Genomic DNA, 12,593 nt, shown 5'->3' on the forward strand with positions numbered 1-12,593 from the left:
CGACTGCCTCCTAATAATCTCTACCTTTTTCGGTGTAGTCTACTCAGGCTTTGCGCATATATAAAAAAACAAAAGCCATTTCAACTAAGAAATGGCTTATTTATTTTCTTCAATCAATCCTAAAATTTTACCGTAAGCAATTGCCGTTTATGAACTTGAATCGTCCAATCTTCTGCAGCATTGTCATCGGCTGCATCAGAAATATATTTTAGACTTAAAAACGGAATATTTTCTTTCATGGCAATCATGCCTAGAACATACGCTTCTCTGCTGTTGTAGCTTATCGTTTTGAAAAAGCAACTGATAATTATCTTTAAGGATCAGGTTTTGGAGAGGCGATGGTAAGGAAATATTTTAACGGAATTGTAACCGATGGAACTAATTTAACACCTATATCAACACATTAATTCTTGTAAAATAAAACATCTTCCACAGACAAGAAAATTTCAAAACCAAGAGCAATTCCATAAAAGAATCAGAATTTCAAGATATTAAATTTTAGTTTATATTTAATCAAAAAAATATCCCTTTTTCATTAAACATGGAACAATTAGAAGACATAATAAAACACGTTTCTACTAAAAATAAAAGAAACCTATTTACCTTTTTAACGGGCGCCGGAATTTCTTCTGAAAGTGGAATTCCGACTTATAGAGGTGTTGATGGTATTTGGATCAAGGGAACAAAATTTCATAAACCTGAAGAATTTGGGACTTTTAAATACTTCAAAGAAAATCCCGAAGAAGTTTGGCAATATTCATTGTTTAGAAAAAAAATGTTCGAAAATGCAAAGCCAAATGCAAGCCATTACGAATTGGTCGAAATTGAAAACATTTTAAAAGACAGATTTCATCTAATTACTCAAAACATAGACAACCTACACAGGTTAAGCGGAACAGAAAGAATTTTCGAAATTCATGGAAATAACAGACAAATAAAGTGTTCAAACGGTTGCAGAGAAATTATAAATCTACCTGAAGAAATAAAAGGAAAAGAGATTGATGAAGATTTAACCGAAAGAGAAATAGAGCTTTTAAAATGCAAAAGTTGCGGAAGTTGGATGAGACCAAATATTCTGTGGTTTGACGAATATTATGACGAACAGACAAATAAAAAGTTCAGTTCCTTAAAAATTGCCAAAAATTCAGGAATACTTTTTATTCTGGGAACTTCTGGTGCCACCAATCTACCTGTTGCAATTGCAGAGACTACTTTAAAATACGGAGGAACTATCGTTGATATTAATATAGAAGACAATCAGTTTACGGCTTTGATAAAAGATAAAAAGAATAAAATTATCATTCGTAAAACATCTACTGAAGCTTTAAAATTGATTAAAGAAATAATTAAACATATGCATACTATAGTTAAAACTCCAATATGAGAACAATTATGCTACTAACATTCATCTTCCTTACAAACAATATTTTTTCACAAAATTATTTTGACTACAAAAAAGAGAGAAATCTTTTTAATTTAAAGCTCATAAGTAAAAATCAGAAAATATTATCTTATAAAAAAATAAATGATTCTGAAAGATTTCAAGGTAGATACTTAGGAGAAGTAAAGACTAATCAAGGAAAATATTATATTGTTATTTCATCATTTATTTTTAATTTAAAAAATAGTCCAAGTGCTGAAAATCATATTTTTATATATACTGATAAAAAGCAATTTTTTGGATATTATTATTTAAGCCATATTAATGAACTCCCCACTATATTGAAGAAATGTAAACTATATTTCGGCAACAAAGATTGCAAGGAAAAGAATATCATTAATCTTGATAATGGTTTTCCTAAAGCAATAAATTTAAAATGTAATGGAGAAAACAATTATTATGAACTTAATAAGTAAATCAAAAAATATAGTTAGATGAAACTATCTTAATTCAAAATTAAATTAAACTTTGAGCCTTTATAAAAAGTGTCCTTTATAAAAAACTGTACAAGTTAGAGACATTTTGCATAGCGCTTCAGTGAAGACTAAAGAGAGTAGAAAACAGATTTATTAACAAGGTAATAAGCCATTTCAACTAAGAAATGGCTTCTTTATTTTCTTCAATCAATCCCAAAATTTTACCATAAGCAATAGCCGCTTTATGAACTTGAATCGTCCAATCTTCTGCAGCATTATCATCGGCTCCATCAGAAATATATTTTAGACTTAAAAACGGAATATTTTCTTTCATCGCAATCATGGCTAAGGCGTAGGCTTCCATATCAACCACATTGTAGGCATCTGAACAATGTCCCATTTCAAAATTATCTCCAGTTCCGCAGATGCCTTCTTGAAGATTATCCATTAACAAACCATATTCTAAAAGTGGCGACAAACCAGAAAGTGGCGTTTCGTATAAAGCAAATCCTAAACCGCGAACGTCCATATCTCTTTGTACAAATTTGGTACAGCAAATTACATCTCCTTTTTGAAAACAGCTGCTTCCCGCCGAACCCAGATTAACAATTACAGAGGGCCTTTTCTTTTGAATGGCTTTTGTCAATTCGTAAGCTGCATTTACTTTTCCGATTCCGGTAATTAAGACATTGTGATCTTTAAAAACTTCTGCTGCTTCAGATTCGAGCGCAAAACAGAATAATATATCTACAACCGCAAATGATGCCGTTTGGTTAATTTGTATCATGTGTAATTTATTTTCGGTTTACAAAAATACGTTTAAAAATTTACGATGCTCTAACCTAAATTTAAAATCCAAAAAAGACGTTAAAGTCTGTTTTCGCTATTGGATTTTATGATATAAAAAATACATTTGCGAGAACCAGTAATAAAAGTTTAAAACCAGAAAGAATAACTGCATGGATAGTGAAAAATTTATTTTCTGCCTTGAAGGCGTTAAAGATATAGACGATCATACCCAGACCAATGTGGTAAAATGTTTGGAAGAATTGGCCATAGACCAAGGTATTTCGAGCATTCATAAAACTTGCGATACAATCGAAGGTTTAGAAGAAAGTCTGAATATTTTGCTTTACGAAGATCATAATTTCAAAGATTATGAAATCATTTATTTAGCCATGCCTGGGCAGGAAAATAATATCTGCCTTCACGATTATTATTACAGCATTGAAGAAATTGCCGAATTGTTTGAAGGAAAAATGAAAGGAAAAATTATTCATTTTGCCAATCTTAAGGTTTTAGATTTAAATGAAGAAGAAGCGCAATATTTCTTAGACATAACTGGAGCAAGAGCCATTTCTGGCTATGGTTCTACCTACAATAAAATTGCCAGTTGTAGCACGATTGACAAAGCTTTTTTTAGCTTGTATCAGGAAAACGACAATATAATTGAAGTGGTTGAAGATCTGTATGCTAAACATTACAATCTCTGCAAACTGCTTGATTTTAGATTATATTATTAGAATGAAAAAGCAGGCAGAAAAAATAAAAACCTATAATCCAAAAGGGTTTCGAGAAAAGTTTTTAGGAGAAGACAATCCTATTCATTTACTTTTTAAATCGAATTCTGATCATTTTTTCTGTTTGGAAATCGAAGAAATGATGCAGATGCAGCATCCTGTTCCGCCTTCGAAACATTCTTGCCATACTCTAATTTTTATTTCGTCGGGACAGCATGTTATGAAATTGGGTTATCAGGAATATGCCACGACCGATAATGAAATGATTATGGTTCCTGCTGGTCAGATTTTTTCGCTTGATAATGTCAACAACATTCATAAAGGTTATATCTGCCAATTTCATCCCGATATATTGATTCGAAAATATGGCAGCCGTGAACTGCTCAATGATTTTGACTTTCTAAAAATTTCAGGAGATCCCAAAATTAAGCTTGCTCCCGAAGATATTACTCCAATTACCAATATTTTGGAACGATTGAAAAAGGAATATTCTGAAAAAACGATTACAGATTTAAATATTGTTCAGTCGTATCTGATTACTTTGTTTTATGAAATGAATAAAAATGCAGTGAAAACTTCTAAAAGTATTTCGGCGGCAGAAGCAATTACGGGGAAATTTAAAGAATTGATTCATGACCATATTAAAACCCAACATCAGGTCAATTACTATTCCTCGATGCTAAATGTTACTCCCAATCATTTAAACAAATGTGTCAAAAATGTAACAGGAAAATCTGCTGTAAAATGGATTGACGAAAACATATTGCTAGAGGCCAAATATTTATTGTTCCAAACCACACTTTCTGTAGGTGAAATCGCAACGCAAGTAGGCTTTGAAGATCAATCTTACTTTAGTCGATTTTTTAAAAAAGCAGAAGGAATCTCTCCTATTCGATATCGAAAAATGATTGATAAGTCCTAATTATTGATTATAGAATCCTAACAAATATGCGGGTGTTTTTCAGAAATTTGCTTCCTCAAAAATGCAAATTATGATTTATGTTTTTAAAACTTCCGTTGACAGCCCATCCAAATTTGAATCGGCCTCTGTACTTCTAAATGAATTATTACCTAATTCTTTGTGGAATTTTGACCTCGAAGATTGCGACAACATTCTGAGAGTTGACAGCGAGCTGAATGTGACCGCATTACTTCAAAACAATAGTATTTTCGATTGTATCGAATTAGAATAAAACTTTACAAGCCTTTTAAATTTATATGGAATCAAAATTATACCAAAACCGAACTTTTGAAACGATTGATTATTCGGATCAGAGTTTAGCCAATACCGAATTTGTAAACTGCGAATTCGTTAATTGCAACTTTTCTAAAAGTGATTTAAGTCATAACGACTTTCTAGATTGCACTTTTAAAAATTGCAATCTTTCTTTGGCTACTTTGAGAAATACGGGATTAAAAAACATCAAATTTATTGGCTGTAAATTAATGGGATTGGATTTTAGCGCTTGTAATAGTTTTTTATTTTCGATGAATTTTCAAGATTGTGTATTAGATTATTCTACTTTCATTTATAAAAAATTGAAGAAAACCAATTTTATAGACTGCCTCCTAAAAGAAGCTGATTTTTCGAATACCGATTTATCTTTGGCCGTTTTTAAAAATTGTGATCTTTCTGGTGCCACTTTTGTGGAAAGTATTTTAGAAAAAACCGACTTCAGAACTTCCAAAAACTATGCTTTTGATCCATCCGAAAATAAAATTAAAGGAACAAAAGTTTCCCATACGGCACTTGCGGGTTTGCTTCAAAAATTTGATTTATCCATAGAGTGATTTTAAGTTTTCAGTCGCAGTCACAGTTTTCAGTAACTGAAGACTGTGACTGAAAACCGAGACTGAAAACTTAAAAAGCGGGACTACAAACTAAATTGTATCCCGCTTTTCTCTATTTAATCAACCACGATTTTTATTTTATCCAACGTGGATCTCCCACTTTTCTATCAATTAATGTTTGATTTTTAACTGTAAAATCACCATTTACTGCATTCGTAAATTGAGGATCTAATACAGTTGCAGCAGCATCTGGTCTATTATTACCAGTTGTTACCTGTAAATTAGGCGAATTGAAATTATTATTATTCGCAAATCCTGGAGCAGCCGTTGCTGTAGAATTGGTGTAAACTGCAGATCCAACTGCTAATAATGTATTACGTACTGTTGATAAATTAGAAACAAAACGTATATACAGAATTCTACTTGCTGACGGTAATGTAGGTGCATAGATTGTACATCCATCGATTAACACATTACTAGTTAATCCTGTTCCTGTTAATCCTGCAGCAGCATCTAAACGGATGAAATCACGTGATGAACAAGTATCGAATGTACTTTTTGTTAAAGAAACACTTGCCACATAAGTAGTTCTGAAGTCAATAAAATCAGCACCTGCATTAACGTTTACATTTTCAATAATACTATTATCCACAGAGAATGATTTCAATCTTGCTGAGGCATTTCCGTAGATTAATTGAGATGGATAATCATGAACATAACATCCGCTTATTAAAACATCTCCTAAACCTGTAGCCGCTGCTGTCGCAATTGCTATTGCTCCACCAGTTGTACCAGTTCCGTTTAAGTCTAAATCGATTAATGAAAGGTTAACCACTTCACTTGAATTAGCCGGATTATTAGCCAACGTAAAATTAACTTTTAGTTTTGGTTTGTTTTCTGGTCTTAAACCTCTTAATGTTATTGTTTTATTTATTGCAATTGTTCCAGTTTGAGCTGTATAATCTCCTGGCATGAAAACTAAAACAGATCCTGAAGGCGCATCAATAATTTTCTGAAGGAAATTATCTCCCTCTTTAACTAATATTCCTGTTCCAATGTCTATTCCGGTGGTAAAAGTTGCATTACCTCTTTTCTTTGTTCCGTTTAATAAAATTGCAGTATAAGCAGTTTCTGGTGTTAATCCTGTAAGTGTAGCTACTCCCGCAGTTTTTTCAGCTGCTGTAATGGTGTGCGCAATATTTCCAGGCATAGCAGTAATTTGTGTTACAGCGCTATTTGGAGTCCATCTCAATGTAACTTGAGTGGCTTGAATATCTGCATCTTGAACAGGGAACATGATCTGCTCTGATAATGTTGTAGCTGTTATAACCGACCATTTAGAATCTGCTAAGCCAGAAGTAACTGCTTTTACTCTAATAGAATAAACCGTTTCTCCTTCTAATGCTACTTTTACAGGAAGTTCTGTAGGAGCAACATTTACCGTTTTATAAATTGTAGCGAAACTAGGATCATCGGCACTAAATTCAACTACATAATGATCTGCATTTTCATCTGCTTTAACTGTCCAATCTAACTCAACCGTGGTTGAGTTTCTGATGGTAGCTTTAAGTCCGATGGGAGAAAATTCTCTTGTATTTCCTATACCGTCTAATAACGCTTCATTATAACTTTCACAGCTAGAAACTGCAACTGAAAGAAGTAATACGGTTATTAATCCTTTAAATATATTTATTGTTTTCATCATAATAACTTATAATTTATTATTAGTTTTTTGAAAGATTTTAATAACCGTAATCATTTTTTAACTGACCATTACTTGCATCAAGAAATACTTGCCATATTGGCCAGAATTGTCTCTCATCAGGATTTACTCCTGCTTTATACAATGAAGCTATCTTAGCATCTGCAGCAGTTCCTGTCCATGTCCAAGCAGTAGAAGAATACAATGCTCCTGGATTTGTAGTTTCTCCACGATTAAGTCCATAGATATCTAAACTTACATTATCTGACTGATATTTATAGTACAAAGTCGCTGGCACATCTGCATATTGTCCCGTACGAGTAGATAATTCAGCCATTTTTTGTTTTGCTTTATCTAAGTTTGCTTTAAGCAAGTTCCAACGGATAAGCGCTTGTTTACGTTCCATCTCTCCTGTAAACTCATATTTATTTTCTTCAACAAGAGCATTAAACATTGCGTCTTTGCTCGTTAAGGCATTTACATAAGATTCAACCTTAGTCGCTTGATCTGCTGTAGAAAATGATCTTCTACGAATTTCTTTCAAATAGGGCATTGCTGCACTTGGACCTTCTAATTCGTTTGCTGTTTCAGCAGCTATTAAAAGCACCTCAGCATAACGCATGTACATTTTATTAACCCCGTCATCATTAGTTGAAGTTACATAACGTTTCATCCATTCATAACGATATTTACCAAAATACCATGTATCTAGAGTACCCAATTCTTGTTTTGCAATACCATTTACTGCTGCACCATATTTGTAAGGTACACATGTAACATTTCTACGTGTATCTGCTTGATCATAGTCATAGAAAACAAATGGCAATGGTCCTGCTACACCTCCACGGTTAGCTCCATTAGCTTGAAATTGATCAGCTGCTGCAGTGTGTTTTACTGCAAAAGTGAATAACATTCTACCACGCCCATCAGAAAAAGGAAGCTCCCAAAGAGATTCTCCTCCTGCAGCAGTATTTTCTTCATTGTATTTTCTCCATAATCCTTCAAAAGTAGATTCTAAACGAGCAGAACCACTTTGGATCACTTCGCGAGATTCTTTTAATGCCAATGCATACATGTTGGCAACTGAAAGTTCTGGATCGCTACTTCTTCTTACTCCATCAGGATATTGCTGATAACCACTTGCTGCCAAAGCCAAACGTGCTCTAAATGCTTTTACAAAAGCTTTATTTACATGTTCTACCGTACTTGTATAAGAAGTTTCGTTAGGCCATGCCACCAATGTTGATGCTTCACCTAAATCTGCAATTAATTGTTTGTAAATAACATCTCTACTCGCTTTAGGCAAATATAATGTTGCAGTAGTGATAGGTTCAAAACGAGCTGGAACATCACCCCAAGACTTAAGCAAATCGGCATAATAGATTGCTCTTAATGTTAAAGCTTCTCCCAGTAGTTGTCCCATTTCTGAGCCTGGTGTAGGATTCCCATATTGACGTAGACCTTTAATACAGATATTGGCACGCTCAATACCTGAATACATCATTGAATAAGCATTGTTGGTAGTATTCATCTCCGTATTAGTTGGCTTCGCATCATACACACACAAATCTGCTTTATCTCCTGCTGTCTGCGAAGTATTGTACCATTCTACGTCTGTATTTAATCCATAATATGGTAAAAATCTTCCTCTATAAGAATTGGTTTCTGCAAATGGCACTTTTATTCCATCAATAGCTCCTTTTGCAAGTGCTACTTCAGAAAATATCAAAGATGGTTCTAATGTTGATTTTGCATCTGTTTCTAAATAGTCATCTTCAAATTGCTGGCAAGAACTAAATAAAGCCGCAATAATCAATCCCGCTATTATTATTTTATGTTTCATTTTGTGATCGTTTAAAATTAGAAATTAAGATTCATTCCAAAAATCATCTGTCTGCTTCTTGGATAAGGACTTGAATCAACCCCAGGAGTAAGTGGAGTTTTTCTTTTTGTTGAAACTTCTGGGTCTGAACCCGAATAATTAGTCCAAACAAAAACATTGCTTCCTGTCAAGTAAAATCTCAATTTAGAAACTCCAAGTTTAGATGTAAACATCTCAGGCATTGAATACCCTAATGTTAAAGTATTCAATCTTAAAAAAGATGCATCTTCAACTGCCCAATCAGTAAAGATAGCTTGTCTCATATATGGAGACCACATCGTTGTATTAGCGTTAAGCGCCGCTAAAGCTTCAGGATTATCTGTTACTAATTGACCTGTTGCTGGATCTAAATTAGTCCATCTTTGACCATCAGCCATAGTAGAATTTAAATTTTTATATCTTCCTGAAGCTGTAGCTGTAGAAAATTCAATTTTATCGGCATTGTATACCTCATTACCAATACTCCAGTTAAAAGCTGCCATTAAATCGAAACCATAAGCATTACCATTAATCACAAAACCTCCTGTGCTTTTAGGATTAACATTACCAATAACGGTTTTATCGTTTATATCTACTTTACCATCTCCGTTAATATCTTTTAATTTCATATCTCCAGGCTTAAGACCACTTCCGTCTCCTACTAGAGAAGTCGAAGTATTAACTACTCCAGTTTTCAAAACATACTTCCCTGCAACATAATCAAAGTCTGAAACTTCATATCTTCCATCATTTTTGTAGCCGTACATACTTCCTAACGAAGAACCAACTGCGATAAGATAATCATCTCCAATTTGAGAAGAAGCCCATCCTGTAGGTTGTCCAAAGTCATTCATAATACCCAATGAGTTAACACGATTTTTGTTTACTGCCATATTGAATGAAAAATTCAATCCATATTTCGCTTTTTCAATTGCAACAACGTTTATAGTAGCCTCGAAACCTTTATTTTGATTTTGTCCCATGTTACGATATTGAAAATCATATCCAACTCCTGAAACTGGAAAATTAAGCAATAAGTCGTTCGTTAGATTTTTATAGATATCAAAATTACCACTTAAGCGATTTTTGAAAAATGCAAAATCTAAACCAATATTTTGAGTAACTGTTGTTTCCCATTTCAAGTCAGGATTAGGCATTGTTTTAGAAGGTGCCCAAACACTAGTAACGCCGTTAATCCATGTTGTTGGTGTTGATTGAAAAATTTGAATTTGCTGTCCAACAGGTATATTGTTATTACCTGCCTCACCATAACTTGCTCTTAATTTTAAAAGGCTTAACCAAGTTTTATTTTTTAGCCAATTTTCTTCTGACATTTTCCATCCTGCTGCAAAAGCTGGGAAATATCCCCAACGGTTCGCCCCTAAAAATTTACTAGATCCATCTGCACGAAATGTAGCCGATAGGATATAACGGTTTTTATAATCATAATTTGCACGTCCGAAGAAAGATAATAATCTGTCATCAGGGCTATAATAATTATCTACCGCTTGAGGAGTACCTTGTGTAGTTAGAGTTTTTGCTTTTTCAAAATCAAAAAAGCTAGGATATCCATGTATCGTACTCGTTACAGTATTGGTGCTATATGTAATACTTTCCTCCCCTATAAGAGCTGTCAAATGATGATCTTCTCCCATTATTTTTTTGAAGTCGTAATTTAACGTATTAGCATTTCTAAAGCGTTTCTGTTTACCATCTGACATAATCATTGCAGGCAAACCTTGTAATACAGCTGTTGGCGAATTATTTACATAATAAGTTGATTGACCATAAAAACGATAATCTGTGTTATTAGAATTATCTAGACCTAAATCTACTTTCAGTTTTAAATTATCTACGATCTCCCATCCAAAACTTCCTAACATATTAAAGTTTTTACGAAACTGCTGAGCATTATTATCCGAAATAGAAGTAAAAGGATTTATTAACATATCTGTTCCATCTCCACTCACATCTTCTGAAGTTAGACCTGGTACTGGAAGTGGTGCATAACCCACAACAGTACGCATACGAGAATCTGACGAAGATTTCTCATTTTGCTCATTTACCCCGCCACCATCAATCTCTGTATCTGAATAACGCATTGTAAAAGCAACATCAATTTTATCATTTAGTTTACTTTTTAAAGCTAATGCTAAGTTATTTCTTTTGTAGTTTGAGCCTACCATGATAGCTTTTTCATCGTAATGAGCATAATTAAAATTATAATTAAGCTTATCCGTTCCACCTCTAATTCCCAAATCACGACTTTGAACTTCTCCTGTGCGTCCAAAAATTTGCTCTTGCCAATCATCCCCTTTTAAACCTTGGTACATATCGTGATCTTGCCAATTTCCAAAATACTTTGTATAGCTATCTGGATTAGAAGGTACTTTAGTTCCGCTTTGCGAAAGCAAGGCATATTCATATTGCCATTTCGTATAATCCTCTGGAGATAAAACATCAATTTTATTCGCCATCGTTTTCATACCATAAAACATATTAAAGTTTACGGCCATTTTTCCATCTTTTCCGCTTTTTGTCGTAATAAGAATTACCCCATTTGCACCACGTGATCCGTAGATTGCAGTTGAAGCCGCATCTTTTAAAACGGTCATTGTTTCAATATCAGATGAAGAAATATCATTCATATTATTGATAGGGAATCCATCTACAATAATTAAAGGCGAAGCGTCTTGAGTAAGTGAACCTCCTCCACGAACTCTAATTTTAATATCAGCATCTGGAGAACCCTCTGCTGCAGTTACCTGCACACCGGCAATTCTACCCGTTAAAGCTTCAGCAACATTGGCTACCGGCACTTTTTTCAAATCTGCACCAGAAATAGTAGAAACTGCACCAGTTAAATCAGATTTCTTAGCTGTTCCGTATCCGATTACAACAACTTCATTTAAGTTGTTAGAATCTTCAGACATCGTTGCGTTAACTTTCGTTTTTCCCTCAGCAGAAATGTCAATGTTTTTGAATCCTATAAAAGAAAAACTTAATACTGCTTTCGGATTGGTTAGTTTTATTTTGTAATGCCCGTCAAAATCGGTAGAAGTTCCGTTCTTAGTTCCTTTTTCTAAGACGTTTACCCCAGGAAGAGAAAGTCCCGCAGCATCCTTCACGGTTCCCTCTATCGTTGTGCCCTGCGCGTGTACTTGACTACCGATCAATAAGCACAGTAAGAAAACAAGTTTAAAGCAAAAATTTGCTCCTTTGTTTAATAGTTCTTTAAAGTTCATGGTTGATTGTTTAAGTTATTAAAAGTTTTTTCTTTTTGGTTTAAGTGGTTTTTTGTGGTTACTTTCAATTCATTTTATAGTTAATTTTTGTGGTTTTATTTTAACAGTAATTTATCTACCTCCTCACTAAAGCTTTGTTTCTGCTCTATTTCCCATCTTTTTACTTAATCGATTTCGAACAATCAAAAAAAAGTTGTAATCGATTACACAAACATAGATATTTTTTTCAAACGAAAAATAAAATTTCCCAAAAATTTCATAAAAAAAATTACATTTTAAAAATTTTATTGCTTTTTTATGTGGGATGTATAATTTATACCAACTTAAAATATTAAAAATATTATTATTAATCGTTCATTTGATTCTATTTTTGCAAAAAAAACAATCGATTACATGAATATTAATTACGAAATTATTAGGTGTTAATTTTACACTTAAAAAGTTAAAGAGATCCTAAAAAAAATTAGAACAGCGAGAAAGAAGAGCTATATTTTAAAGTGTATTTTCTGACTAGAAGCGTCTAATGAATAAACCCGAAGAAGAGTTTAAGCTTTAATCAATTCGTTTAAGGCACAAAAAAAGCCCTTAAACAAAAGTTAAGGGCTAAGAAAAATGAA

11 protein-coding genes are annotated in these 12,593 nt (G+C 33.3%); 6 read left to right on the top strand and 5 right to left on the bottom strand.

Translation table 11 applies throughout. From position 1 onward, the window contains the following. Positions 1–119 precede the first annotated feature (119 nt). Positions 120–248 (bottom strand): hypothetical protein, encoded by a 129-nt coding sequence (locus tag AC3Y25_RS19905; RefSeq protein ID WP_489903939.1) that lies wholly within the window; start codon positions 246–248, stop codon positions 120–122. 293 nt (positions 249–541) lie between these two features. On the opposite strand from AC3Y25_RS19905, the gene AC3Y25_RS19910 reads away from it, so the two are divergent. Then, complete coding sequence (locus AC3Y25_RS19910) at positions 542–1,384, top strand: SIR2 family NAD-dependent protein deacylase (protein ID WP_489903940.1); 843 nt, start codon at positions 542–544, stop codon at positions 1,382–1,384. Beyond that, positions 1,381–1,857: a hypothetical protein gene (locus tag AC3Y25_RS19915; RefSeq protein WP_489903941.1), complete on the top strand. Its 477-nt coding sequence runs from the start codon at positions 1,381–1,383 to the stop codon at positions 1,855–1,857. The genes AC3Y25_RS19910 and AC3Y25_RS19915 overlap by 4 nt, the downstream gene beginning before the upstream one ends. Before the next feature lie 178 nt (positions 1,858–2,035). Here the strand turns inward: AC3Y25_RS19915 and AC3Y25_RS19920 are convergent, their stop codons facing one another. Further along, entirely contained in the window at positions 2,036–2,644 is a 609-nt protein-coding gene (locus tag AC3Y25_RS19920; RefSeq protein WP_489903942.1) for a 5'-methylthioadenosine/S-adenosylhomocysteine nucleosidase family protein, read from the bottom strand. Positions 2,645–2,816: 172 nt separating this feature from the next. On the opposite strand from AC3Y25_RS19920, the gene AC3Y25_RS19925 reads away from it, so the two are divergent. The 4 genes from AC3Y25_RS19925 (at position 2,817) to AC3Y25_RS19940 (ending at position 5,168) form a co-directional block, all read left to right on the top strand. Further along, a complete protein-coding gene (locus tag AC3Y25_RS19925; RefSeq protein ID WP_095929461.1) occupies positions 2,817–3,380 on the top strand; it encodes a DUF6642 family protein in 564 nt (187 codons plus the stop codon). Position 3,381: 1 nt separating this feature from the next. Further along, on the top strand, positions 3,382–4,299 hold the full coding sequence (locus tag AC3Y25_RS19930) for a helix-turn-helix domain-containing protein (RefSeq protein WP_489903943.1): 918 nt from the start codon (positions 3,382–3,384) through the stop codon (positions 4,297–4,299). 70 nt (positions 4,300–4,369) lie between these two features. Further along, a complete protein-coding gene (locus tag AC3Y25_RS19935) occupies positions 4,370–4,570 on the top strand; it encodes a hypothetical protein (protein WP_095929569.1) in 201 nt (66 codons plus the stop codon). Positions 4,571–4,595: 25 nt separating this feature from the next. Continuing rightward, entirely contained in the window at positions 4,596–5,168 is a 573-nt protein-coding gene (locus tag AC3Y25_RS19940; protein ID WP_489903944.1) for a pentapeptide repeat-containing protein, read from the top strand. Between the two features lie 133 nt (positions 5,169–5,301). Here AC3Y25_RS19940 and AC3Y25_RS19945 read toward each other — a convergent pair whose 3' ends face one another. From AC3Y25_RS19945 to AC3Y25_RS19955, 3 genes are read right to left on the bottom strand one after another with little or no spacing between them, the layout of a single operon-like run. Next, complete coding sequence (locus AC3Y25_RS19945; RefSeq protein ID WP_489903945.1) at positions 5,302–6,873, bottom strand: DUF4957 domain-containing protein; 1,572 nt, start codon at positions 6,871–6,873, stop codon at positions 5,302–5,304. Positions 6,874–6,910: 37 nt separating this feature from the next. After that, the gene (locus AC3Y25_RS19950; protein ID WP_250837302.1) at positions 6,911–8,713 is read right to left on the bottom strand and encodes a RagB/SusD family nutrient uptake outer membrane protein; all 1,803 of its coding nucleotides are present in this window, start codon (positions 8,711–8,713) and stop codon (positions 6,911–6,913) included. 17 nt (positions 8,714–8,730) lie between these two features. Further along, positions 8,731–11,976, bottom strand: a complete 3,246-nt coding sequence (locus AC3Y25_RS19955) for a SusC/RagA family TonB-linked outer membrane protein (RefSeq protein WP_489903946.1) — start codon at positions 11,974–11,976, stop codon at positions 8,731–8,733. Positions 11,977–12,593: the final 617 nt, after the last annotated feature.

The organism is Flavobacterium sp. LK-23 (genome assembly GCF_058135255.1).

What these genes read in the sequence shown, in the direction of transcription:
- AC3Y25_RS19935 (WP_095929569.1), top strand. Translation starts at nt 4,370, where the DNA reads ATGATTTATGTTTTTAAAACTTCCGTTGACAGCCCATCCAAATTTGAA.
- AC3Y25_RS19910 (WP_489903940.1), top strand. Translation starts at nt 542, where the DNA reads ATGGAACAATTAGAAGACATAATAAAACACGTTTCTACTAAAAATAAA.
- AC3Y25_RS19940 (WP_489903944.1), top strand. Translation starts at nt 4,596, where the DNA reads ATGGAATCAAAATTATACCAAAACCGAACTTTTGAAACGATTGATTAT.
- AC3Y25_RS19905 (WP_489903939.1), bottom strand. Translation starts at nt 248, where the DNA reads ATGATTGCCATGAAAGAAAATATTCCGTTTTTAAGTCTAAAATATATT.
- AC3Y25_RS19925 (WP_095929461.1), top strand. Translation starts at nt 2,817, where the DNA reads ATGGATAGTGAAAAATTTATTTTCTGCCTTGAAGGCGTTAAAGATATA.
- AC3Y25_RS19915 (WP_489903941.1), top strand. Translation starts at nt 1,381, where the DNA reads ATGAGAACAATTATGCTACTAACATTCATCTTCCTTACAAACAATATT.
- AC3Y25_RS19930 (WP_489903943.1), top strand. Translation starts at nt 3,382, where the DNA reads ATGAAAAAGCAGGCAGAAAAAATAAAAACCTATAATCCAAAAGGGTTT.
- AC3Y25_RS19920 (WP_489903942.1), bottom strand. Translation starts at nt 2,644, where the DNA reads ATGATACAAATTAACCAAACGGCATCATTTGCGGTTGTAGATATATTA.
- AC3Y25_RS19950 (WP_250837302.1), bottom strand. Translation starts at nt 8,713, where the DNA reads ATGAAACATAAAATAATAATAGCGGGATTGATTATTGCGGCTTTATTT.
- AC3Y25_RS19945 (WP_489903945.1), bottom strand. Translation starts at nt 6,873, where the DNA reads ATGATGAAAACAATAAATATATTTAAAGGATTAATAACCGTATTACTT.
- AC3Y25_RS19955 (WP_489903946.1), bottom strand. Translation starts at nt 11,976, where the DNA reads ATGAACTTTAAAGAACTATTAAACAAAGGAGCAAATTTTTGCTTTAAA.